Here is a 23,786-nt window from a genome sequence, read left to right on the forward strand (position 1 = left end):
TGGCATAATGGATCTGGCTTAGTCCAGGACGGCGTCAGCGATGCTTGCAACGCCAGTCCGGATAGGATCAACACACGGCAAGCCAAGGTCGTCCTCTGTCGCCTGCAGGAGCGCTTTGGCATCCTCGTCAGAATAGGACGACGTGTTGAGGCTAACCCCAACGACTTTCGCACCGGGATTGGTCAACCGCGCCGCATCCGTATAGCGGCGGACACATTCAGCGAGGCTCGGCTGCGGGAAAAGTTCGAACGCGGCAATCCGGGTGCGTGTAGGATCTGAGCACAAGACCAGCGCATCTGGCTGGCTGCCGTGAATAAGCCCCAGTGTGACACCCGCATAGGCCGGGTGGAAAAGGGAGCCCTGCCCTTCAATAACATCCCAGTGGTCCGCGGCTGCTGGCGGGCTCAGCTGTACGGCTGCGGACGAGATGAAATCCGACACGACAGAATCGATCGGGATGCCCTCACCCGCGATGAGAATGCCGGTCTGTCCGGTTGCGCGGAAACTTGTCGATGTTCCGCGCTCAGAGAACTCGCGGTGCAGAGCAAGAGCCGTGTATTTCTTCCCGACGACGCAATCTGACCCGACAGTGAGAAGACGCTTGCCCGACCGGCGCTCGAACTGGCCCATCCCGAAGCTTTGTTTGACGGACCGGATGTCCCACAGATTGCGGCCAAGCTTTTCGGCCAGCTCGCGCAGTCTCGTATTGTCGGCCAGCTTATCATGTAGGCCGCTGGCAATATCGAGCCCTGCTTCCAACGCGGCGCATATATCATCAATCCAGTGTTCCGGAAGGCCGCCGCCAGCTGGTGCTCCCCCCAGGAGCATTGTACGCGCACCGGCCTCATAGGCTTCAGCGAATCCCATCTCCGGCAGGCCCAAATCAATCGGGTTAGAAGGATAGCGATACTGGGCGATGCACTGATCCGGACGCCAGTCGCGCACACCACGCGCCGTTTTCACGAACTCGGTGTCACCCGTAAAGATCAGATAGGGTCTTTGAATTTTCAGCATGAATGCTCCGCATACAATAATATTGGCCTTGTGCCACAATAGGCATTTTCACGGCTCAGGACTGCTGCAGGAGGGTCAAATTGGAGATCAAAGTGGCAAACTTGGCAGTCGGCGACATTCGCCCACTTCCTGGCGCTAGCCCCACAATTCCGGCGAAGACGCCGATACTTGTCCGCCATTATAGTGAAGGCCGCCGGGGCGGTCCTTTCCAATAAGAAGCGGGGCATCAATGTCTACATAGGCGCAATTCTGAGCAATGAGATGAGCCGGCGCCATGGCAAGCGATGTGCCCAACATGCACCCCGTCATGGTCTGCAGGCCGAATTCCTCTGCCTTGCTTTTCAAGCGCAGCGCTTCTGTCAGTCCACCCGTCTTATCGAGCTTGATGTTCACGACATCGTAATAGTCCCGGATCTTGAGCAGATCGCCTGTGACGTGGCAGGATTCATCGGCCCCGACCGGAACCAGCCGATCAATACCGTCCATGTCGCTATCGTCACCCGCCTTCAAAGGCTGCTCCAGCATGTTCAGCCCAACCTCTGCCATGACTGGCAGGAATTCTGCCAGCATCCCGCGCGTCCAGTATTCATTGACGTCGGCAATCAATGTCTTTTCCGGCACGGCTTCCCGGATGGCTCTGACACGGTCGCAATCAATTGCCCCGCCGCCGAGCTTCAATTTCAGTTTTGAATACTGTCCGGCATTGCGGGCGGCGGCCGCCATATTTTCTGGCGTGTCGACACTGAGTGTATAAACGGTCTCAACCGTCTTTGGCGCCTGCAGGCCCAGAATTTCATATACGCGTTTTCCGCTCGTCTTCGCGACCAGATCCCAAACGGCGCAATCCACCGCGTTACGCGCAGCGCCGGCTGGCATCTCGTCATGCAGGTCCGCCCAATGCATACCTTGTTCCAATAGAAGTAAGGCCGCTCTGATCTGCTTGCAGACGCTCTCTGGCGTTTCTCCATAATGGAGAACCGGACAGGATTCCCCACGGCCTGTGATGCCCTCACTCTGTAAGGTCACCAAAGTGAGAACGATATCGTCCTGCCTGCCCCGCGCAATGATGAAGGGGCTCTCCAGCTCCCATGTTTCAATGTCGACCTGCGCCGAAATTGAAACAGGCCAGGTTTCATCACGCATTCTCATCAGGGGCTGCATTGGAATCACGCTCCAGTATCAATTTCAGAAAGCAATTCCCTCCGTATACTGGAGGAAATAGGGCACAGAAACCATCCTCGCCTAAAGTAAAGGCAGAATGGTTTCTGGCTAAGGAAATATCGATCTAGAAGTCGAAGCCCAGTGTCACGCCGACCACACGAGGGTCGCCAACCATGACACGGGAGGTCAAGACCTGATAATATTGCAGGTATTCTTCATCAAACACATTGTTGACGAAGACCGACAGACGCCAAGTATCGGCATCATATCCCGCATTCGCGTTGACAACGACACGGCCGTCAACCTTCCCCAGAGCCTGGTCAGCGGCGACCGTGCTGTACTGCGAAGAGCGATAATTGGCGCTGATATCCGCGAAGTAACCAGAGCTGGTTTCATAGTGACCACCAATTGACGAAGTCCAGTGCGGCGCAAAGGCAAACTCTGTCCCCGTCAGATCGCTGGCGATTGTTCCTTTATCCAGCTCGAACTCATCAAACTTGGTCTTTGAATACCCAACAGATCCATAGATATTCAATTCGTCGTTCACCCTGTAGGACGTATCGAGCTCTGCACCATAAAGGGTCGATTTACCCGCATTCACGGTATTATAGTCATACTCGTTCAGGCCGAAGTAAACCGTGACCTGCTGATCCTTCCAGTCTGTATAGTAGACGTTGGCATTGGCCGTCAGTCTGCCATCCAGCCAGCTTGACCGCAGGGATGCCTCATAGTTCCAGGTGTATTCCTGATCGTAAGGAACGACAGATGCCCGCGCGACATTGTAGGTAGAACCGCCGGAGCGATAGCCCCGCTGAACAAGGAAGGCCGTGGAGAGATCATCCGTCCAGTGATAGGTCAGGCCTGCCTTAGGCAAGAAGGCCTCGAAAGTGCGCGGCTCGTTGCCCAGGACAGACCCCTCGGCGCTGGCAACAAGGCCCGCGACACCGGCATTGATGCCAATGATGGCATTATAGAAGGCAGAGCCTGGCGCGCCATAATCAGCCGGATCAGGGTATGTTCCAACGAAGTCCGTTGTTGATACAGCCGTTTGCGTGAACTCTTCATAATCGTAGCGGAAGCCTGCAAGAAGATCGAGTTTCGGCGTTACGGCATAGGTGCCGTCGGCAAACAGGGCATAGTTCTCGGTCTTGAAGAACCCGACACCCCGATAGTCGACCGGAATGATAGGCAAGTCCGCCGCATAGAGCGCAGCCAACGCATCCGCGCTCGCCTGATCCACACCGCCGCCCTGAAGTAGCGCGGAAATCGTCCCGACCGGCGTGACGACATTGGACAGGCTGGTATCTACGAAAGGACGTTCACGGTTTGAATAGTACAAACCGACCAGACCCGTCAGGCGTTCTGTTTCATAGTTTGCCCGCAGTTCCTGAGAGAATGTCTCATAGCTCTCATCAATACCGCCATAGTTCTGGGGCTTTGCGGTATAGTCGAGGTCATATGTGGCGCTGATATCTTCACTAGACCAGGCCGTGATTGAGTTCAGGGTAACAACGTCATTCAGGTCATATGACAGGTTGAGCGATGCAAAATCGGAGTCCCGCTTGAATGTGTTTGCTTCGTCAGAGAGATCGATGCGGCGATTATAGACATCATCGACATCTGCCCGGCTGTAGCTGAACATGTAGCCGCCATCATACTTGCTATGAGAGTAGCTGAGACCGGCAGTCAGCTCAGGAATGCTCTCCGGCTCCCAAAGCAGCTTGATGCGACCAGAGCTGAGTTCCTTGGCGTTCTCTTCGGTGTTGCGCGTAACGTTCTGCACAAACCCCTTGTCGTTTTTGTATTCCGCAGACACGCGAAAGGCGAGTTGGTCCTCAATGATGGGACCACCACCAGCGATCGAGTAGGTCTGAGACCGGTGATCCGTGTGGGTTACGCGGCCGCGCAGATCCCAATCATATGTCGGCTTCACGGTATTGATGATCACCGCACCTGCCAGAGTGTTGCGTCCCTGCAGGGTGGATTGCGGCCCGCGCAGAACTTCAACCTGATCAATATCCCACATATCGGTCGGCGCGCCGGTGATATAGGCGTCCGGTAGTGCGGCCCCATCCAGGAAGACTGTGGCCAGGCCGCTTGCGCCGCCGCCGGAGACGTTACGGTTTGACACCCCGCGAATGGTGAACCCTGCGCCTGGGTATGTCTCTGTCACGTTCGCGATTTGATCAAAGACATTACCCAGTGTGATAATGTTTTTCTCTTCAAGCTGCACTGATGACAGAACCGCTACGCTCGAGACTGTGTCCTGGAGTGAGCGCTCAACTTTCTCGCCCTTAACCACCACAACATCAAGTTCATGCGGCTCGTCTTCTTGTTCTTGAGCAAATGCATGCCCTGCCGCGCTAAAGGCACCCATCCCTAAAAGTAGTGTTGCTACCGTCCGTTTCATGACATTCCTCATTTCAATAGAACCATCCCTACGAGTCCCGGCAGCTTGACTTTGTATCTGCGCGAATTGAATGCAATCATCCGCAACAGCCGTCGCATGCGGATAATCCGAGAGTCGCTTCCCGGATCGGACGCTACATTTCTTTCCTGCGGTATACTTTGTGATCGGGGCCTTAAAGCATTGCGCTGAGGCCCATAGGCGCATGACCTGCAGCGAACCCTGAGCCGGATAACCCGTTCGAGACACAAAATGACCGAATCGAAACAGCATGCGCCTGTTTCATCTCTACTGTCAGATCCTGAGAAGAGTGTGTTTGATATGGGGAGGATCTTTTGGAAAAGATCATGATTGCGTTGGGTCTAACGCTTGCGATCTTGCTGAGCTGGGTCGGCCTTTATCTAATTAAATCAGTATGGTCACAAAGAGGTTCAGCCCGCAGGCATGTATTACTGGCCGCATGGATCATTTTAATTCTGGCTCACTGTCTCGCCTACGCGATTTACCAGGATGCGGGCGCCGCAATCTGCTCAATGGCCACAGCTTGTGTGGCGTGTTTTCTGGTCATGGCATCAAATCGCGCTGAGTTGAAGGCAGCCATATCACCAGAAAAGAAAACTCGGAAGCGCACCAGGACAGCACGAACTAAGGCAGATCCTGACATATCCAAAGGCGGGCGCTTTCGCGCTGGGACCGTCTTTCTACTCGCCGGTCCCGGCGCCATTATAGGCGCAATGTCTGCCACACTATTAATCTATCAGGTCTGTGCACATGCGGGCGCCGCACCGGCAGACTCAATCGTAATCGCTTTTTTTGCGTTCCCTGTTTTGGCTGCCGCCTTGTCCACTTACATCCTGATGGGACGCGAACACCTTCTCCGCATGACCTCATGGACAGGGGGCCTGATGATGGTTTGTGCTGTCCTGATCTCAATAATGGGAGACTACTGATGCCCAACTGGCCAAAGCTCCCGCCCCGTCTGGTTCAGAAGGCGCTCAGCGCGCATTTGCTGTTGGGCCTTGCGCTCTCCGCCTTGCTCTACATTGTTTCAATCACAGGCGTGGTGGCAACATTTGCACACGAGCTGCGCATATGGGAAACCCCGGCATCACCTGTCATGCACTCTGTCTCTGCTGAGGATATTGACCGGGCCTTGGATAATGTTCTGGAATCATCCACTCCCCTTCCCAGCCGCATCAATCTTTATCTGCCAACAGATGAGACCCCCCATTTCAGGCTTATGGCAGACAGGGCCGAAATTGTGCTCGACGCGGAGGGCAATGCTCAGAACTCCCCTCAGTCGCCGTGGACTGATTTTGTTGTCGGGCTGCACCATCAACTAAATCTTCCACGTATTCTGGGGCTCGCCGTCGTCGGACTCGTCGGCATGCTCATGCTCGCATCAATTATGAGCGGGTTTCTGGCGCATCCGAAAATCCTACGCGACGCCTTTATCTTTCGTGTTTCGGGCAGCAAACGCCTGCAGCAGGCAGATATTCATAACCGCCTAAGCGTCTGGACATCCCCCTTCCATATAGCCATCGCCTTCAGCGGGGCCGTACTTGGCCTATGCACAATCGTAGCTGTAGCAATCGCGCCGCTGGAGTATGGCGGCAATAGCGGCGCGGTCTTTCAAACTATATTTGGCAATGGACCTGCTGGCGCGTCCTCTGGCAGCACGCATGCGGCCAGCCAGGCATTTTCCTGGTTTCGGTCGGAGCATCCGGATCTGGAGCCAGACATGATCAGCCTCTCCAGTCCAGGCACAGATCATCAGACGATCCAGATTCTCGCGCGGCACCCGCGCCGTCTCATCTCAGGCGAATATTACTATTTCAGCGGCGATGGCACATTCACAGGTTCCGCTCATGTCTCCGACGGCTTTATTGGACAACAACTCATGTCTTCCATGTATCGCCTGCATTTTGGAACCTTCGGTGGGCTCACCATCAAATGGATATATGCCCTACTCGGACTTTTTCTGAGCGTGATCGTGGCGACCGGAATGAATATCTATTTCATGAAGCGGCAGGCGGCTGGACGATCTGCCCCGAAATTGGAGGCGCTCTGGGCATCCATTGTCTGGGGCGCTCCGGCATCAATTGCCTGCGGGTTTCTCCTGGAACAGCTATGGCCGGATTTTGGTAACCTGCTCGTCATGCAGTTCTGGTTGCTGCTCTGTATGATTTCGCTGGCAACCATCAGCGGATGGCTAGCCCGACCGGCCTTTCGTTTACGCTTGCTGACATTTGCGGCGATTAGCGTCGGTGTCGGCCAGCATTTGGCCCAAAACTATCATCACCTTGGCAAGTCCCCATCGCTCATGACCAGCGGCACATTGCTGGCCGTCGCAGTGTGCTTTCTGGCACCTGAACTGGTAGGTCTTTTTGGCCGAATCCTTCACGCCCGGAATTTGCCGGATGTATGAGCAGCGCCTCACATTCGTACAGGCGATTTTCATGATACGGGCCAATCACCCTCGCCTGCGGGCCAGAATACACCCATGAGGTTTCAGGGCACGCCCGCATAAGGTCCATTGGCTGAAATGGCAGAGTCGGCTCGGCTTGCGAAAAATATGGAAATACAGTGGTCTCAGTGTTGAATTATATTGAGCTATTCTCGCAATGGCTCGTTTCCGTCGTGTTCTTTTCCGTCTCCATAGGCGGGGTGGATGTAAATTTGATTGTCGTCTGGCTCGCCAGTGCAATGGTCTTCTTTACGATCAGGCTGCGATTTCTGAACATCCGGGGATTTGGGCTGGCATTGGCTCTGGTGCGGGGTAAGCACAAGGAAGAAGATGCTCCGGGAGAAATGACTCATTTCGAGGCCCTTTCCACCGCGATCTCCGGCACTGTGGGCCTCGGCAATATTGCAGGTGTCGCGATCGCTGTAGCAATTGGCGGACCAGGCGCACTGTTCTGGATGGTCATCATTGCACTCTTCGCAATGTCGCTGAAATTTGCCGAAGTCCTGCTCGCGGTGAAATACCGGACAACCCTACCCAATGGACGGCTGTCAGGCGGCCCGATGTGGACTCTGCGCAATGGCCTCGCCTCCTATGGCCGGCCACGCCTTGGCCGTCTGCTTGGGGGTGTCTATGCAGTTTTCGCCCTCTTCGCATTCATTCAGACAATCCAGGTAAACCAGTCCTATTCACAGGTCCGCACGGTCCTGAGTCTGGGAGACGGGATCGGCCCGGCCCTGATTTATGGCGCGGTGATTGCCAGCCTGGCTGCGGCGGTTTTGCTAGGCGGCGCGCATGCCATTGCAAGGGTGACAGCCCGGCTGACCCCCATCATGTGCGTGGTCTATCTGATGGGCATCCTGACCATTCTTGTCCTGAACGCGTCCGAATTGCCACATGCTCTGGCGCTGATCTTCAGCCAGGCATTCGTCCCGCACTCTGTTGTGGGCGGCGCTGTAGGCGCATTCATTGCCGGAATGAGACGAGCCGCTTTTTCTAATGAAGCCGGCATCGGAACGGCTGCGATTGTTCACGCCGTGGCCAAGACGCGCGAACCCGCCTCCGAAGGGTTTGTTGCTTTGCTCGAGCCTTTTATCGACACTGTCCTGATCTGCAGTGCAACCGGCCTCGCCTTGATCGTGACCGGTGTCTGGCAGTCTGACTATTCGGACATCGCCATGACATCTGCGGCGTTCGGCACAGTGTCATCATGGTTTCCCTATGTGCTTGCCTTGGCGGTCTGCCTGTTCGCGTTTTCGACAGTGCTTTCCGTCGGCTATTACGGGCTGCAAGTCTCCGCATACCTCTTTGGATCTACGCCGGCACGTAATCGCCTTTACCTGATGTTCTTTTGCGGAACGCTCCCGCTCGGCGCGCTGGTAGACGTCAACACGGTCATCAATTTGACCGACAGCCTGTTCTTCCTTCTCTCGGTTCCGAACATTATCGGCCTGTACATCATGTCAGGAGACATTGCCCGGGAGTCTGAATCCTACTTCAAACGCATGACCGGCAAGTCAACTGGTTCAGCGTCTTAATCTGACACCCTGCTAGACAGATACTGACTTGGCGGAACTCCAAACGACCGGTTGAACATGGCGGTGAAGGCGCTTGCACTTTCATATCCTACATCGAAGGCAATACTGGTAATCGGCCTACCCGTTGAGAGCAGCGAAATGGCCTCCATCAGTCGAACCTGGTGGCGCCATGCCGCAACGCCTATACCGGTCTGCTGCTTGAATAGGCGTGTAAACGTCCGCCGTCCCATGCCCGCCTTTCTCGCCAGCTCATCCAGAGAGTGGGTCTCTTCCGGCCGCTCCATAATTGCCTGACACACACGCATCAACCGGAAGTCTGACGGCATCGGAACCGCATATGGCGCATCAGGCGTTTCCTTCAATTCGCCCACCATCAGTTTGATGATGCTGTGCTCGCGCTCCGTGAACGCTCGCTGCGTCTCGAGTCTCGCAAGCTCCACGATGAGCGCTCTTAGAAAGTCAGACACCTCGACCACATGGCAGTCCCTGCCCGCCATGCCAGTCGCCTCTTCATCAAAATAGAGCGTGCGAAGAGACACCGGCCCCCGGCACGAGACGCTATGCATATGACAGGACGGGATCCAGACGGCTCTTTGAGGCGGAACGACAAAGCTGGCATTCTCGACCGTGACGGACATCACACCCGACGACGCGTACAGAAGCTGCGCGCGGCTGTGGGAGTGGGGCTCATCCCGGAATCCGGCGCTATACTCATCATGCAAGCCTACGACCGGCCACGCTGAAAGGTCCCCAAAATCCTCAAAATGCTTCATGGCCCGGCCTCGATATTTTCAATTAAACTGTCGTATCGACCCTATAATTACGTAGCCTCTCGTCAACCATGCAGGCCCGTATAAAACAAAAACAGCTGTAACTTTCCTATCGGGAAGCATGCTTGCGCACATAATAAGCATCGCCTGCAGCACCAATGCACAGGCCTATCTACCTCTTTAGGGCGTCTACCAAAGAATGGGATCGAAGTGTCAGCCCTCTTCGTATCTTGCGAAGAGGTGCGAAATCAGCCGGTGCGCAGGCTCAGCGCATCCAGTCCTGAAGGGCATGGCCGGTCAGAGCATCATAAATTTCGGAATATGTGACACTGTTCTCATCCTGACCAACTTTGAAGCGCGGCAGAACCGAAGAGATCCGGATACGAAACCCGGTAATCCCCTTCAGCAGCGAAGTGTAACGCTCGCCCATTGCGGCAATATCCCAATTCGCGCCTGTCAGGCCATTCATGTGCGCAACGAGGCTGCGAATGGCTTCATCGGTCAGGGCCTCATCCAAGACCAGTTGCCCACTTATCTTGAGAGACACAAAATTCCAGGTCGGCGCCCAGTCCGGCTTGCTGACCCAGTCAGGTGATATGTAGGCATTGGGGCCCAGAAACAGACAGACAATTTCCGGCTGTTCCGTCAGAACAGATGCGGCAAGCGTCGATTTCGGTAGGTGGCCCAGTAGGGACACAGGCATGCCTTGCGCGTCCGTTTCCAGCAGCAATGGCATAAGGGTGGCCGCCGAAGGGTCCCCGACCGGTACGATCCAGGCAAGTGGATGGACCGCAGCAAAGTCTACGATTTGGCTATTCGGCACAGTCTCAAAAGCAGAACTCATCGCGAAAAGAGGTCCGATACCCAGTCAGCCCCGACCTGAACCGCACGCTCTGCACATGACGAAACCCCAACGGCTTCAAGAAAGCTGTGAGTGGCGCCCTTGTAGAGATGGGCAGAAACATGGACACCCGCGGCTTCAAGCCGGCGCTCAAGTTCCAGATTCTCATCCCTTAGAATGTCACATTCGGCGATGCAGAGATGGACAGGAGGCAGCTCCGCAAGATCGGCCAAGAGCGGCCGCGCATACGGGTTCTCCGTGGACTCCGCGCCAAGATAGTTCTTCCAGAAAATTTTCATTTCGGAGACATCCAGCATGTAAGGCGCGCCATCATAACGGTCATTCGACGGGTAATGATCCGTCTCCAAGGCAGCATAATTGAGCAACAAGCCATCTGGCATGAAGCGCCCCTCATCCCGGCGCCGCAGCGTGCTTGCCAGCGCCAGATTGGCCCCGGCTGAATCTCCTCCGATCACGACATGCCCCGTCTCAAGGCCTAATGATTCTCCGGCGCTCAGAACCCAGTCATGACATTGGTCGACGTCATTCAAGGCAGTCGGAAAACGGTTCTCTGGAGACAGGGAATAATCGAGGCCAATAACCGCGCAGCCAATGCGCTCGGCATATTCGCGCATCAGGCGATCGTGCGTGTCGATGCTGAAGACCGACCATCCACCCCCGTGCAGATAGATCAATGTGCCCTTGCCAGCCCCTGCGGCCGGAATATGAATACGGGCGCGGCGTTCCCCCGCCCCCACACGAACCATAAGAGTTTGCGCCATGTCGGGCCCGCCCAAAGTCCAAGCTTTGCGGGCCTGCTCAGAAATTTCACGCATTCTGTCCATAGTTAGTGGGTCAGGCCCTGCCAGAGCCCTGAAATCTGCACAGGCCCGTTCGACGAAAGCCCGGATTTGGGGGTCGATATCGTCACCTTTTAAAGAAGACTGCGTAGTCATGACGGCCCTGCCTCTCTCAATATTGAGACCTGATAAGCAGGCAACGATAGGAGGCGAGATAGAACGCTGATACCATCGCACGGGCCGAAAACGTCGTCTTCCGGGTCAGCCGCAACAAGACTGCTTGCGACGCAAAAAACCGGGCGACCTGCCGCCTCTTCGTGGCCACTATATGCATGATACGGATAAGCGAAAAACTTTTCGGCATGTTGCTAGCTCACCCCATACGAAGTAAGCTTTTTCCTCTCCCTGACGATGTGTGGGTGAACGGTCGCAATATTGCTGGATACGCGACGTGTTTGCTTCTTCTTCAAGGGCCCGCACAATCACGCTCCCAGCCAGAGTTCCTATGCTGCAAATCCGGTATCGATGAGATCGCTTAAAACCGTCCGACTTTTGGCATTATCCGCAAGCCTGATGTCTGCCTTGATCCTGACGATGTGGCCCGGAGCCGCTACGGCTGAGACCTTGGCGACTCAATCCTTTCTGCAACCGATGGGACCTGTCGCCGAAGAGCAGGCCGCGCACCTGCTGCGCGTTGTCGCGATCACCATGATTGTGATCCTTCCAGTGCTCGTCGGCGTCCCGCTGCTCCTGTGGCGCTATCGACTGAACTCCGACAAGGCGAAATATACTCCCGAATGGGAGTATTCCAACAAACTCGAACTCGCGCTTTGGGGCGTGCCGATTATTATCGTCGTCGTGCTTGCCAGCTGGCTTTGGTACTCAACCAGCAAACTCGACCCTTATAAGCCGATTGGAGAAAATCCGCTGCAGGTCCAGGCGATCGGGCTCGATTGGAAATGGGTCTTCATCTACCCTGAAGACGGCGTCGCGACTGTCAACGAACTGGCCATTCCGGTCGGGCGCCCGGTAGAACTGACACTGACGACAGATACCGTCATGCAGAGCATGCTGATCGCGCCTCTCACAGGTCAGATCTACGCGATGCCAGGCATGACAACGAAATTAAACTTTTCCGCTACGCGCACCGGAACGGCAGAAGGTGAAAACACCCAATTCAACGGCACCGGATTCGGACGGCAGAAATTCACCGTGATTGCGTTGGACTCAGACAGGTATGATGCATGGGTTTCAGACGCGCGTAGCGCCCCCACACTGGATGACGCGACCTATACAATCTTGCGGCGCAGGTCCGTACTAGCCGAAACCCGGACAGACCTAGGCCTGACCAAGGATGCGACCCCGATCTATTTCAGCGCCCCAGACACCGCATTGTTCGACAGGGTCGTACAGAAGTACCATCAATCAAGAACAGCCCACACAGTCGACGAACTCGGGGGCACGGGCCTGCCTCCGCAAGGTGGTGGAGGCCCCGAATGATCCAGCAGACCAACCCTATCTTCGGCAGGCTAGACTGGAGTGTCACACCGTACACTGATTTGCTGAACAAGGTAACCAGCAGCACGATTGTTGGCGCCGGGGCGGCCACCGTGCTTGTTGTTGGCGCGATTGGTGCAGTCGCGCTCCTAACCTGGATGCGTTGGTGGAAGCCTCTGTTTCGCGACTGGCTAACCTCGGCCGATGCCAAGAAAATTGGCATCATGTATATCGTGCTGGCTCTGGTCATGATGGCCCGCGGCATCATCGAGGGCTTCGTGATGCGAGCCCACCAGGCGACGGCACTGGGCACACTGGCAGCACCGGAAAGCGGGCTCGTCGCGCCTGACCATTTCGCCCAGCTGTTCAGCACGCACGGGACAATCATGATCTTTTTCGTCGCGATGCCGCTGCTGATCGGCCTGATAAACTTCGTACTGCCGCAGCAGCTTGGCGCACGCGACATGGCATTTCCTGTGCTGAACCAGGTAAGCCTCGGCATGACGGCCGCGGGCGCGGGACTGATCATGATTTCGCTGCTGGTTGGCCAGTTCGGAACCGGAGGGTGGACAATGTATCCGCCCTATACAGGCATCGAATACAGCCCCGGTGAAGGCGTGGATTACTGGCTCTGGGCGATAATGATTTCAGGCATCGGCTCTACGCTGACCGGCATGAATTTCGCGGTCACGATCTTCAAGAAACGAGCGCCGGGAATGCATTTCATGCGTATGCCGCTGTTCTGCTGGACATCGCTTTGCGTCGCGATCATGCTGATCTACGCTATGCCGGCTCTGACGGTCTCCAGCACAATGCTGCTGCTGGATCGATACGCAGGCTTTCACTTCTTCACGAATGCCGCGGGCGGCAACATGATGAACTATGCGAACATCTTCTGGATGTTCGGCCATCCGGAAGTCTACATTCTGGTCCTGCCGGCATTCGGCGTATTCTCCGAAATCTCTTCGACCTTTTCTGGCAAGAAGCTCTATGGCTACACCTCGCTCGTGATCGCCAGCATGAGCATTTCGGTGATCAGCTTCACCGTATGGCTACACCATTTTTTCACCATGGGCTCCAGCGTTCCTGTCAATATTGCCTTCGGGATCGCAACGATGGTCATCGGCATCCCGACCGGCGTGAAGATCTATGACTGGATGGCGACGATGTGGCGAGGCCGCATAAGGGTGACGACGCCAATTGTCTATCTCGTTGGCTTTTTCATGCTGTTCGTCATCGGAGGGCTTTCTGGAATCATCCTCGCCAACCCGTCGATTGATTACCAGGTCCACAATTCCACTTTCCTTGTCGCGCACTTCCACAATGTGATCATACCAGGCGTGCTCTTCGGTATGCTGGCCGGCATCCATTACTGGTTTCCCAAGGCGTTCGGCTTCCGATTGAGCGAGACGTGGGGGCGGCTGACAGCTTATCTGTTCATCGGTGGCTTCCTGTGCACCTTCATGCCGCTTTATGTTCTGGGGCTTATGGGCATGCCACGCCGATCACCGACGTTCCAGAACCCCGATTTCATGCCGTGGATGTATATCGCCGCTTTTGGCGGGGTCCTGATGCTGGCGGCTCTGACGAGTCTGACATGGACCTTCTGGACGAGTTGGCGCAATCGTGAGCGGCTGGCCGTTCCCGGCGGCGATCCATGGAATGGTGCGACGCTGGAATGGTCGAGTCCGGCGCCCGTGCCTGAGTGGAATTTTCCGCATATTCCTGTTGTCACCGCGCGTGACGATTGGGGCGCCACCAAGCGCGGCGGTGACCCCTGGAGAGGCCCGGATGAATACGTCGATATCGAGATGCCCGCCAACACCTATTTCGGCGTAACCCTCGCCGGGGCGGCCTTCCTGCTCGGCTTCGCCATGACCTGGCACATCTGGTGGCTGTCTATCGTGAGTCTGTTCACCATAGTCGCAGCACTTTTCTGGCGCGGCCTGCAGGTTGTCGAGCCGGTTATTGTGCCCGCCGAGGAAGTCGAGCGAGCCGACAAACAGTACCGCGACAGGATCGCCAGCCTCACCCCCGTGCGCCGCGTCGAGGAGGAGACGGAGCACAATAGAGGCGTTCCTGACATTACGGAGTTTGCGGGATGAGCAATACAGACAACAGTCTATATCCCGGCCTGAACCTGACCGGCGTCCAAAGTGAAGCCAATGAAAAGGCTGAGACCAACGTCTTCGGCTTTTGGGTCTTCCTGATGAGCGACCTCATCATTTTTGGCATCCTGTTCGCCACTTATGCTGCGTATCTGAACCCCGTCGGCCTCGCCGGTGGCCCGGGACCACAAGAGCTGTTCGATATAAAAAGCGTCGCGATACAGACCGGCCTTCTTCTGCTTGGCGGGGTCGCTTATGGCGGCGTATCGCTGGGAGTAAAATACGACAGCGCCGCGAAAAAAGTCATGCTCTGGCTCGCAATCAGCGCGATCCTCGGAGCAGGATTCGTCTTCTTCGAGGTTAGCGATTTCATAGACCAGGCGCATAAGGGCGGCATCCCTCAGGCAAGTGGCTGGCTCAGTTCATACTGGACGCTGGTGGGGCTTCATGGCCTGCATGTCAGCGTCGGCATACTCTGGATTATCGCGATGATCACCCAGATCAAAACCCGGGGGCTGGATGACACCGTGAAGATTCGTCTCTCCATGCTGGGGGTCTTCTGGCATTTCCTCGACCTCATCTGGGTCGGGATTTTTTCCTTAGTCTTTCTGGTGCCGCTCTCATGACCAAGCCCAATACTGGAGAGGTAAACCCCAAAGACACTGCTGCGCATGAGATACGCAGCTATGCGACCGGATTCGTCATTAGCCTGATCCTGACAATCGCGGCCTTTGCCGCCGTGCTTTCGGATCTGTCTCCGACACTCAAGATCCTCATCATCTGTATTGCGGCGCTGCTACAGGTGACCACACACCTGCGGAATTTCCTGCATCTGAGCTTCTCCGGAAACCAGTCTCGTGAGGATCTGCTGCTGGTTCTCTTCTCCGCCAGCCTCCTGTCGATCATGGCGGGTGGGACGATTTGGATCCTGTCGGATCTGCACGGCCGGATGCACGGCGACCAGGCTGCGCATGCAGAACCTGCTGAGCATTCCCACAATAGGGCACCGGAAGACTGAAGACCTCAATCATCGGAAACCGCTGCATCGATGGGCTGATGGAACGGATTCCGATGAAGCTGACTGTTTGCGCCAGCCAGCCCCAGAGAGGCCGGGCTATCGCAGGAAATTATTCCGCAAAAGATCCACGACTTCCTTTGTCCTGCCGTCGAGAACCGCCTTCATTCCAAAGAGGGCGGTTGATGCGACCTGAGAGACCTCAATCTTTGGCGGCATGACCAGTTCCATCTGGTTTACATGCACATCCAGCAGAGCCGGTCCTTCAGCCGCCAGCCAGGCATCCATTGCCGTTTCGAGATCGTTACTGTTTTCAACATGCCAGCCCGTGATTCCGCAGGCTTCCGCCAGTTTCGAAAAATCGGGATTGGTGAGACCTGTGAAGTGGTCGACCAGCCCCTCGACACGCTGCTCCATCTCTACGAAACCCAACGTGTTGTTGTGGAATACCACCAACTTCAGCGGGATCTTCTCCTGCACCAACGTCAGCAGATCGCCCATCAGCATGGTCAGCCCGCCGTCGCCGCACATGGCGATGACCTGGCGATCAGGATAGGCCAGCTTGGCCCCCATAGCCTGAGGGAACCCGTTGGCCATGGTGCCATGGAGAAGGCTGTTCAGGAAGCGGCGCTTGCCGGTGGCCTTGAGGTGACGGAGCATCCAGACCATAGATGTACCGACATCGGACACAAAGATCGCATCATCCGCCGCCTTTTTATCGAGCATATTGGCGACGAATTGTGGGTGGATCAAATTCGGATCGTTTTCCTTGCCTTCTTCGAGGTAGCCTTCCAGATCCTTGTTCCACTGCTCCTGATACTCTTCCAGATGGCCGGTATCCGACTTTGCGCTCACCATCGGAACGAGCGCAGCAAGCGTCGTCTTCGCATCTCCGACGAGCCCCATATTGATGGCAGAACGCCTGCCGAGATGTGTGGGATCAATATCGATCTGCACGATCTTTTTCGACTCTGGATAATATTGCGTGTAGGCAAAGTCGCAGCCAATGGCGATCACAAGATCCGCATTCTCCAGCGCCTCCACCCCCGCGCGATTTCCGAGAATGCCGTTCACCCCGACATTGTACGGATTGTTCGGCTCAAGGAATTCCTTTGCACGCGTGGTATGGACCATCGGCGCTTTGACCTTCTCGCAAAAGGCCATGATTTCCTCGCGGGCGTCACGCGCGCCGATTCCTGCATAAACCGAGACCTTCTTGGCAGCATCCACCAGAGCGGCGAGATCGGTCATTTCCTGGTCGTTTGGCCGGCATACTGGTTTGGGCCGGTAAACCTCCCAATCCATCTCGTCAGCATCCTTCTCAGAAAACATGTCGCCATTCACGATGACGACTGCCACCCCCTTCTTGTTGAGGGCAGCCTGCGCGGCCTTGGTGATAATGCGGCGCGCTTGTGAGGGGTGCGAAATGTATTCGCAGAAATGCGAATGCTGTTCGTATATCTTCTTCTGATCGACCTCCTGCGGAAAATTGAAGCCGCTTTCCGTGCGCGCAACGTCTGATGCGATCAGCAGCACAGGCGCACCATTGCGGTGGCTTTCATAGATCCCATTCACGAAGTGTAGCGAGCCGGGACCGCAAGTCCCCGCGCATACGGACAATTCGCCGGTCATGTAGGACTCACCGCCAGCGGCGAACGCGCCGGCTTCCTCGTGGCGGACGGTGATCCAGCGCAGATCGGATTTGGAGACTGCGTCAGTGAAGTGATTGATGGTATCTCCAGGAATGCCGTAAACGCGCTTGGCGCCAGCCTTTTCAAGAGCATCGACAACGATGTGAGCTACAGTTTTTGCCATGTCATTCCCTTTCAATACCACGCTGCCGGCCAAGGATTGAGAGCAGCAGCGCGGCGGACGGCTTTATATTCAGGCGCTCTGGGGTTGGGTCCTTATACCTCTTCCAGATGCCTCAGCGAACTGACCATACATAGCCTCATTGATATCGTCTTCCATGAAATCGGCCGGTTTCGATCAAGATCTCGCGATGCTACGCTTTAGAATGGGCGTGGATCTTACCATCCCTTAACATCATACAGGTTCCGCGTGGCAAAGGTTCCCAGCCTTCTGCATCAAGAGGCACCGAGGCGAACAGGTGGACCGGGCCGGATATCTCGTTGATGCTGACACCAGGTCTCTCCCACTTCTTCCCGTAATGCTCAGTATCAAAACTACGGATGTTGAGGCCAGGTTCGCGTGGCTCGGTCACCCCGGTCTCGGTTTCGAAGCGCCGGCGATCTGCGTGAACGAACAGGTACAGTCCATCGAAGAAAAGGAAGTTCGCACTCCCCAGTTCGCGCATCTCGGCTGCAAAGCGTACGAAGGTTTCAAATCGGGCTGCAGGATCGTCGCCCTCGAGTTTCCGGAGACGTGAGAGCAGTAACATAAAGGCCAGCTCGGAATCCGTGTCGCCGATGGTTTCGACTGCAAGTTCGCTGGTATCTTCGCGATCCTCGATGCCTGACAATGCGCCATTATGGGCAAAGGCATGCCGCCGTCCATGAACCACGCGGTCAAAGGGATGTGTGTTTGCCAGCTCTGGTTTGCCCGCTGTAGCCCTTCGAACATGTGCGATAAGATGTTTGCAGGGACGCTCGTTGCGGACCACCATCTTGGTAAGCTCGCTTGTGGCAGCCGGATCAGGCTCACGAAACAGATATGCGTCTCGATCCTGCGCAAACATAATGCCCCAGCCGTCGCGGTTACGATGACGCTCGCCCCCTTCGGCCGCAAAACGATCAAGCTCGTAGCGAACTCTCTGAGGGGTCGATGCGCTCATCGCGAACAGCTCACACATAGGTGCCTCCTGTCAGGATTGTCGGTTTTCTGAATGAGACGGGGCGAGGTCACATCACTGGTTTGAATGAGTCGGGATCCGCCATGCGCCAGTATTCCGCGAAAGACGTATCGTCGGGATCACTCAGAAGCTTGCCTGCCTCTACCTCATCAACAATTTGAGACCACGGAATCATCTCCGAATTGTTCTTCCATTGTCGTAAGTGGCGCGGCGTGAAATCGTCTGGCGTTTCCAGTCCGCACGCGACCACGATGTCGTGAAGGCTATCAAGCGTCTTTGACTGGAAATTGGCCACACGCTGAGCCTTTTCAGGAATGACCAGACCACGTTGTCGCGCAGGCGAACTCGTTGCCACGCCGGTAGGACAGTTTCCGGTATGGCATTGTAGCGATTGCACGCAGCCAAGCGAGAACATGAAGGCGCGGGCTGCATTGCACCAGTTGGCGCCGAGTGCGGCATTCATCGCGATGGAGGAGCCGGAAAATACTTTTTCCGAAGCTGCCAACCGAACCTTGTCTTTCAGGCCGGTGCCGATGAGCGCGTTGTTCACATAGTAGAGACCAATGCGCAGCGGCAGCCCCACATGGTCAGACAGTTCCAGAGGTGCCGCGCCCGTACCTCCCCCGCCGCCATCAACAACGATGAAGTCGAGATAGATACCGCTATCAACCATCGCTTTGCAGATGGCGAAGACTTCATGCGGCATGCCTACACAGAGCTTGATGCCAACCGGTTTGCCCCCGGACAGCTCGCGCATTTTCGCTGCGAATTCGAGCATCTGGCGCGGCGTTGAAAAGGCCGAATGGCCCGGCGGTGACAGACAGTCCTGGTGGGCCGGCACTTGGCGCGTGTTTGCAATCTCCTCAGTGACCTTAGCAGCAGGCAGTAGCCCGCCATGCCCTGGCTTTGCTCCTTGGCTCAGTTTGATTTCGGTCATCTTGACCTGATCGTGCTGCGCTTTGTCGCGAAAACTCTCGGCGTCGAAATTACCGTCCTTGTCGCGCGCACCGAAATAGCCAGACCCCAGTTCCCAAACAATGTCTCCGCCATGCTTGAGATGATAGGGAGACAGACCGCCCTCACCGGTATCGTGATAAAAGTCGCCGATCTTGGCGCCCATGTTCAGCGCCTCGATGGCATGGTTGCCGAGCGCGCCGAAACTCATTGCGCTGATGTTGAGGCGTGCGGCATCATAGGGTTTGCTGCATTGCTCTGTTCCGACTTTCACACGCGTCCGCTTCGGCGCACTGGGATTTGGATTGATGGAGTGACAGAGCGCTTCATACTCTTCCGAGTAAACATCCAGTTCGGTGCCAAAGGGGTGCGCATCCTCTTGTTTTTTCGCGCGCGCGTAGATGAGTGTTCGTGAGACCCGGTCGTAAGGTCGGCCTTCCAGCGGCCCCTCGACGATGTAGCTGCGCAGAAAGGGACGAAGATCCTCGAAGAGCCAACGAAAACGGGCGGTAAGGGGATAATTCCGGCGAAGAGAATGCCGGGTCTGGACCATGTCCCAGATGGCGATCAACAGCAGTGGAACAACGGCTATCAAAGCCCAGAAAAACCCCTCGGCGACCCATACCCCCAGAGCGCAGATCAGCAATGTGAGAGCCAATGGGCCCCAAAAGCCGAGATTTCTTGCGAGGCCTTTGTCGGCAAACAAACTCTGAAACACCATTGAGCGTATCCTTTTGGCAATATCCATGCCGACTATTACGGATCGCATGAGCTAAGTACATACGCCAAGTGCGTGCTGATCTGGTGCATCACCACCGGCACAATCTTCTGAGGCCGGCCCGCTATACACATAAGGGCTCCGGTATCGCTCACAATCAAGCCTGAAACCGCTGAGCAGATCCGCGCAGAGTGAACGCGAAAATAATCCTGACAACCAGACTGCCTGAACGGCTTGGAAGTATCCTTGTTGAGAAGCATGCATGACTACCAGCCGTTGCGATAGCGCGTTGCCACCTCTCGCGAGATATCCGGCAGCGGAATATTGCCGTGCCTTTCGATGAAACTGTCGCCCGAGACCTGCTTGCGTTTCACCTGGGATCTGCATGAAGAGATCGACTTGTTATGATGATCTCAAGGAAGGCCCAAGAGGAGAAATGGCGCTATTGAGCGGCGCGATGGGCCAACGCGAAATCTGTATATCGACCACTAAAGGCTTCTAGCATCAGTATCTTGCTTCGAGTTCAATGCCGACGATCCGCGGGGCGTCCAGCGGCGCGTAAAAGAGTCCATCTGAGCCAAACGCCAAGTTTTCGATCGCGAGGCCGCTACCTCTACGCTCATCGGTCAGGTTCTCACCGAACAGGCGGATAGCCCAACGGTCTGATTCATATCCCGCCTGGAGCCCAAATGTCTGGACAGCGGCCTGTACCACATCCCCGCGCGACCGAAGCGAGGTCTCTCCGGTCAGGCCAACTTCGCCACGCAGGAAGACACCGTTTGACCACTCATAGCGCAAGGCGATGCCACCATCATATTCCGGCACGAACTGGATGGGCTGACCTTTTACATTCGTCACTCCATCAAGTTGGAGATCGCGATATTCAGCATCCACGTATCCGACATGCGCATCAGCTGAGAAGGCCTCGTTGATCTGCCAGTGGGTCTCGAACTCAGCACCTTGACTGCGGATTGAAGCATCCGACCCGATAAAATCAGAGCTGACAGGCCGACCAGTATCATCCGTGGCAATCTGAACTTCCTGCCAATTCTCGGAGGTGATGTAGAAGATAGCGCCAGACGCCCGTATGCTGTGGTCTTCAGACTGCCATTTGAAGCCGATTTCCCGACTCCACAGGGTCTCACTGTCATATGAAATAACGTCCTCGTCCTCGAAACCTTCCTGAACAGCCACCAGATTGAAGCCGCCCGGGATATAGCCCTTTGAAGCCGTCGCGTGGATAGAGAGACCATCTGAAAACTTGTAGTGTGCGGATACGCGCGGAAGAAGCGCTTCGTAGGTCTTTGAGAGATCAGCATCGACATAGTACACGATTGAGCCCGCACCGAGATCGAGTTGGCCTTCCTTCTGCATGGTGCTGCGCGTGGCATTGTCGTATCTTAGCCCGCCACTGACACGCAGCTTGGGTGTCATGTACCAGTTGGCAGACCCGAAAACACTATAGTCCTCGCTTTCTTTCCGCTGGGCTGGCGCTGCAATATAGGAATCCAGATTGCCGGCCCCGATAAAGCTGGCTTTGGTGTTCTCTTCGTAATCCTCATAATAGGACGCACCGAGAATATAATCGAAAAAGTCGCTCTCTGGTGAGCTGAAGCGGACTTCGATATTCGTGAACGCTTCCTGCTCTTTTTCCTGCCCTGAAACCACAGGCGTCGCCGTGAGGTCGAAGTCCAGGCCTTTGGCGTTCTCTTCAAGTTTGCGGTAAGACGCGGCGAAATCGAGTTGTCCGTAGCCTAGTTCCTGAGTGGCGCTGAGCCCCGCGACCCACTCCTTCTCTGTCGTATATTTGGGCGCATCCTCAAAAGAAGTCCACTTCTCTGCGCGACGCCCACTATTGAAGTAATCAGCATAGAGCGTGTTGTAGAGTGAGAGGTTCAGAGGGACGTATTGCTGATCGAAAAGGCCGGGGGCATCCATGTCCAGCAGGTAGGCCGTGGCATTCACTGTAAGCTGATTTGTCGGTGTCCAGCGGAGGCGCCCCTGAACGAAGGTTTCGTTTATTTGCCCGGTTTCACCGGTCGAGCTTCCCACATTCTTCACAAAGGCATCTTCCTCTGCGAGATTAAACGCCAGAGAGCCTGCGAGTGTATCGCGGATCAGTGGCCCGGATACAAAACCATCGGCCTCAATGCCTGACCCGGATTCGAAGTTAGTTCCGGTCAGTCGAAATTCCGCACTAAAATCCTCTGAAGGCTGCTTGGTCGTAACGATGATCAGGCCGGATTCCGAATTCGCACCATAGAGGGTGGCCTGAGGTCCACGCAGCACCTCAATCGACTGGACCTGATTGAGAACAGAATTGCTGAGTTCCCGGAAAGGTATCCCATCAATGTAAACGGCTGCCCGGTTGATGATGAACGGGTTGGACTCAACGCCGCGGACCGAGATGTAGATGCTGCCGCGCTGCCCGGACTCATTGAACTGCACATTTGGTGCAAGATCGTCGATCCTGCGGAAATCCCTCAGGCGAGCCTCTTCGATTGCTCTTATATCAAGAACGGTTACGGACAGGTCGGAATCGATAAGCGCCGTGTCGCGCTTAGAGCCGGTCACGACGATTGTGTCCTCCCGTCGCTCTGCTTCGGCTTCGCCTGTTTCGGTTTCAGCTGACTGGGCCAAGGCGGATGCGCAAAAACAAGGAAGCATTGCAGCGATTGCGCTGCAGAGGAGGCGATTGGTCATAATCTGAAATCTCGGGAGGTGGTGTTGTAAACGGTTCGAATTCTCAATAAGAATAGTTATATTGTAACTCGCTTTGGGTGCGCCACTCCGTTCCTGTCGTTGGGAATTTTTAAGGCAGCTCTTCGAAGATCTAGGGGCATAGAATGCGCGAAGACCTGGACAAATACGCCCTGACGCCCTTGCAATATGTTTCAAACGAATCTGGATCTGTTGTGCTGATCCGGTCGCGCTTTCTTGCCTTTGAAGGCGAGATCGCCGCCTCGCACTACACCAAACTGGCGCTCAACATCGGGCGGACAAGCCATCTGTTCCGAAGATCAAGTGCCGGGCAAATCGATGCCGCCTGGCGACGAAACAGCATCGCTGTCCAACTGGCCAATGATGCCGCCATTGGTAGATCAGAGGCGTCCACCATGATCGGGCTCGCGATTGATCTGGTAGCGCTCGGACTCGAGGCTGAATCTGCAGCAGTTGAAACCCGGGCAAATCACGTCGTTTCGGATACTGTTGCCGCTCATCAGCTACGGTCGATGATCTTGGGTGCCGAATATCATGCGCGATCAAATGCTTTCTTTGAGCAATCAGCTCAGGCAATTATGCGGCAACTCACCTTCGGCCGGACCAACTCCAGTAAAAAAGCCGTCAGTCCACTGGGGATAAATCAGCTGGCTCGTATTCAGGAGTTCATGGATGCCAATCTTGCCGCAAATCTCTCAGTGCGCGAAATGGCATATGAAGTGGGCATGTCTGAAGCCTGGTTTGCGAAACGCTTTACCGCTTCCACCGGACTTGCGCCTTTCATATATCTGACCAGACGGAGAATGGAGCGAGCAAAAGAACTCCTGGCTGCGGGTAGCACGGTGACGGAGACGGCGCTCGAAGTCGGTTATGAAAACGCGAGCAAGTTCGCGGCGGCCTTCAAACGCTCTAGTGGGCAACTCCCAAGCGCATGGCGACGTTCATCAAATTAACACCTCAGCTTGG

At 55.6% G+C, this 23,786-nt stretch carries 18 protein-coding genes; 8 read left to right on the forward strand and 10 right to left on the reverse strand.

All coding sequences use genetic code 11. The annotated features are described in order from the left end of the window. Positions 1 to 18 precede the first annotated feature (18 nt). The 3 genes from HY29_RS01140 to HY29_RS01150 form a co-directional block, all read right to left on the reverse strand. Positions 19 to 1,014: an N-acetyltransferase DgcN family protein gene (locus tag HY29_RS01140; RefSeq protein WP_206741898.1), complete on the reverse strand. Its 996-nt coding sequence runs from the start codon at positions 1,012 to 1,014 to the stop codon at positions 19 to 21. Positions 1,015 to 1,149: 135 nt separating this feature from the next. After that, entirely contained in the window at positions 1,150 to 2,157 is a 1,008-nt protein-coding gene (gene dgcA / locus HY29_RS01145) for an N-acetyl-D-Glu racemase DgcA (protein ID WP_051601023.1), read from the reverse strand. A gap of 142 nt (positions 2,158 to 2,299) precedes the next feature. Continuing rightward, positions 2,300 to 4,585, reverse strand: a complete 2,286-nt coding sequence (locus HY29_RS01150; protein ID WP_034790142.1) for a TonB-dependent receptor — start codon at positions 4,583 to 4,585, stop codon at positions 2,300 to 2,302. Between the two features lie 332 nt (positions 4,586 to 4,917). On the opposite strand from HY29_RS01150, the gene HY29_RS01155 reads away from it, so the two are divergent. The 3 genes from HY29_RS01155 to HY29_RS01165 all read left to right on the forward strand — a co-directional run bounded on the left by HY29_RS01155 (position 4,918) and on the right by HY29_RS01165 (position 8,584). Then, positions 4,918 to 5,532 carry a hypothetical protein gene (locus HY29_RS01155; RefSeq protein WP_155838160.1) on the forward strand — a complete coding sequence of 205 codons (615 nt, stop codon included), beginning with the start codon at positions 4,918 to 4,920 and terminating at the stop codon, positions 5,530 to 5,532. Continuing rightward, a complete protein-coding gene (locus HY29_RS01160; RefSeq protein ID WP_051600991.1) occupies positions 5,532 to 7,010 on the forward strand; it encodes a PepSY-associated TM helix domain-containing protein in 1,479 nt (492 codons plus the stop codon). Before HY29_RS01155 ends, HY29_RS01160 begins: the two co-directional genes overlap by 1 nt. A gap of 167 nt (positions 7,011 to 7,177) precedes the next feature. After that, positions 7,178 to 8,584, forward strand: coding sequence for an alanine/glycine:cation symporter family protein (locus tag HY29_RS01165; protein ID WP_241765104.1), 1,407 nt, complete (start codon positions 7,178 to 7,180; stop codon positions 8,582 to 8,584). Here HY29_RS01165 and HY29_RS01170 read toward each other — a convergent pair. From HY29_RS01170 to HY29_RS01180, 3 genes are all read right to left on the reverse strand, one after another. Further along, positions 8,581 to 9,357 carry an AraC family transcriptional regulator gene (locus tag HY29_RS01170; protein WP_034790177.1) on the reverse strand — a complete coding sequence of 259 codons (777 nt, stop codon included), beginning with the start codon at positions 9,355 to 9,357 and terminating at the stop codon, positions 8,581 to 8,583. The genes HY29_RS01165 and HY29_RS01170 overlap by 4 nt on opposite strands. Before the next feature lie 262 nt (positions 9,358 to 9,619). Beyond that, positions 9,620 to 10,198: an FMN-binding negative transcriptional regulator gene (locus tag HY29_RS18155; RefSeq protein ID WP_051600993.1), complete on the reverse strand. Its 579-nt coding sequence runs from the start codon at positions 10,196 to 10,198 to the stop codon at positions 9,620 to 9,622. Next, positions 10,195 to 10,977: an alpha/beta hydrolase gene (locus HY29_RS01180; RefSeq protein WP_241765105.1), complete on the reverse strand. Its 783-nt coding sequence runs from the start codon at positions 10,975 to 10,977 to the stop codon at positions 10,195 to 10,197. The genes HY29_RS18155 and HY29_RS01180 overlap by 4 nt, the downstream gene beginning before the upstream one ends. 591 nt (positions 10,978 to 11,568) lie before the next feature. On the opposite strand from HY29_RS01180, the gene HY29_RS01190 reads away from it, so the two are divergent. Genes HY29_RS01190 through HY29_RS01205 form a run of 4 tightly spaced genes read left to right on the forward strand, consistent with a single transcriptional unit; the run spans position 11,569 to position 15,618 of the window. Then, positions 11,569 to 12,495: a cytochrome ubiquinol oxidase subunit II family protein gene (locus HY29_RS01190; protein WP_051600994.1), complete on the forward strand. Its 927-nt coding sequence runs from the start codon at positions 11,569 to 11,571 to the stop codon at positions 12,493 to 12,495. Continuing rightward, positions 12,492 to 14,597: a cbb3-type cytochrome c oxidase subunit I gene (locus tag HY29_RS01195; protein ID WP_081811166.1), complete on the forward strand. Its 2,106-nt coding sequence runs from the start codon at positions 12,492 to 12,494 to the stop codon at positions 14,595 to 14,597. Before HY29_RS01190 ends, HY29_RS01195 begins: the two co-directional genes overlap by 4 nt. Then, positions 14,594 to 15,226, forward strand: coding sequence for a cytochrome c oxidase subunit 3 (locus HY29_RS01200; RefSeq protein ID WP_034790183.1), 633 nt, complete (start codon positions 14,594 to 14,596; stop codon positions 15,224 to 15,226). Before HY29_RS01195 ends, HY29_RS01200 begins: the two co-directional genes overlap by 4 nt. Further along, on the forward strand, positions 15,223 to 15,618 hold the full coding sequence (locus HY29_RS01205; protein ID WP_051600995.1) for a cytochrome o ubiquinol oxidase subunit IV: 396 nt from the start codon (positions 15,223 to 15,225) through the stop codon (positions 15,616 to 15,618). The genes HY29_RS01200 and HY29_RS01205 overlap by 4 nt, the downstream gene beginning before the upstream one ends. A 96-nt stretch (positions 15,619 to 15,714) precedes the next feature. Here HY29_RS01205 and HY29_RS01210 read toward each other — a convergent pair whose 3' ends face one another. The 4 genes from HY29_RS01210 to HY29_RS01225 form a co-directional block, all read right to left on the reverse strand. Then, positions 15,715 to 17,430 (reverse strand): thiamine pyrophosphate-dependent enzyme, encoded by a 1,716-nt coding sequence (locus HY29_RS01210; protein ID WP_034790185.1) that lies wholly within the window; start codon positions 17,428 to 17,430, stop codon positions 15,715 to 15,717. A gap of 190 nt (positions 17,431 to 17,620) precedes the next feature. Further along, a complete protein-coding gene (locus HY29_RS01215) occupies positions 17,621 to 18,427 on the reverse strand; it encodes a class II glutamine amidotransferase (RefSeq protein WP_051600996.1) in 807 nt (268 codons plus the stop codon). Positions 18,428 to 18,476: 49 nt separating this feature from the next. After that, positions 18,477 to 20,102 (reverse strand): FMN-binding glutamate synthase family protein, encoded by a 1,626-nt coding sequence (locus HY29_RS01220; RefSeq protein ID WP_034790187.1) that lies wholly within the window; start codon positions 20,100 to 20,102, stop codon positions 18,477 to 18,479. A 501-nt stretch (positions 20,103 to 20,603) separates the two neighbouring features. Then, positions 20,604 to 22,739 carry a TonB-dependent receptor gene (locus HY29_RS01225; protein WP_162176656.1) on the reverse strand — a complete coding sequence of 712 codons (2,136 nt, stop codon included), beginning with the start codon at positions 22,737 to 22,739 and terminating at the stop codon, positions 20,604 to 20,606. A gap of 206 nt (positions 22,740 to 22,945) precedes the next feature. Here HY29_RS01225 and HY29_RS18160 point away from each other — a divergent pair, with 206 nt between their 5' ends. After that, on the forward strand, positions 22,946 to 23,773 hold the full coding sequence (locus HY29_RS18160; RefSeq protein ID WP_051600998.1) for a helix-turn-helix domain-containing protein: 828 nt from the start codon (positions 22,946 to 22,948) through the stop codon (positions 23,771 to 23,773). Positions 23,774 to 23,786: the final 13 nt, after the last annotated feature.

It is taken from the genome of Hyphomonas beringensis (assembly GCF_000682755.1).
Taxonomy (GTDB): Bacteria; Pseudomonadota; Alphaproteobacteria; order Caulobacterales; family Hyphomonadaceae; genus Hyphomonas; species Hyphomonas beringensis.

Coding starts and splice junctions, on each gene's coding strand:
- HY29_RS01140 (WP_206741898.1), bottom strand. CDS start 1,014: ATGCTGAAAATTCAAAGACCCTATCTGATCTTTACGGGTGACACCGAG.
- dgcA (WP_051601023.1), bottom strand. CDS start 2,157: ATGCGTGATGAAACCTGGCCTGTTTCAATTTCGGCGCAGGTCGACATT.
- HY29_RS01150 (WP_034790142.1), bottom strand. CDS start 4,585: ATGAAACGGACGGTAGCAACACTACTTTTAGGGATGGGTGCCTTTAGC.
- HY29_RS01160 (WP_051600991.1), top strand. CDS start 5,532: ATGCCCAACTGGCCAAAGCTCCCGCCCCGTCTGGTTCAGAAGGCGCTC.
- HY29_RS01170 (WP_034790177.1), bottom strand. CDS start 9,357: ATGAAGCATTTTGAGGATTTTGGGGACCTTTCAGCGTGGCCGGTCGTA.
- HY29_RS18155 (WP_051600993.1), bottom strand. CDS start 10,198: ATGAGTTCTGCTTTTGAGACTGTGCCGAATAGCCAAATCGTAGACTTT.
- HY29_RS01180 (WP_241765105.1), bottom strand. CDS start 10,977: ATGGCGCAAACTCTTATGGTTCGTGTGGGGGCGGGGGAACGCCGCGCC.
- HY29_RS01190 (WP_051600994.1), top strand. CDS start 11,569: ATGTCTGCCTTGATCCTGACGATGTGGCCCGGAGCCGCTACGGCTGAG.
- HY29_RS01195 (WP_081811166.1), top strand. CDS start 12,492: ATGATCCAGCAGACCAACCCTATCTTCGGCAGGCTAGACTGGAGTGTC.
- HY29_RS01200 (WP_034790183.1), top strand. CDS start 14,594: ATGAGCAATACAGACAACAGTCTATATCCCGGCCTGAACCTGACCGGC.
- HY29_RS01205 (WP_051600995.1), top strand. CDS start 15,223: ATGACCAAGCCCAATACTGGAGAGGTAAACCCCAAAGACACTGCTGCG.
- HY29_RS01210 (WP_034790185.1), bottom strand. CDS start 17,430: ATGGCAAAAACTGTAGCTCACATCGTTGTCGATGCTCTTGAAAAGGCT.
- HY29_RS01215 (WP_051600996.1), bottom strand. CDS start 18,427: ATGTGTGAGCTGTTCGCGATGAGCGCATCGACCCCTCAGAGAGTTCGC.
- HY29_RS01220 (WP_034790187.1), bottom strand. CDS start 20,102: ATGGTGTTTCAGAGTTTGTTTGCCGACAAAGGCCTCGCAAGAAATCTC.
- HY29_RS18160 (WP_051600998.1), top strand. CDS start 22,946: ATGCGCGAAGACCTGGACAAATACGCCCTGACGCCCTTGCAATATGTT.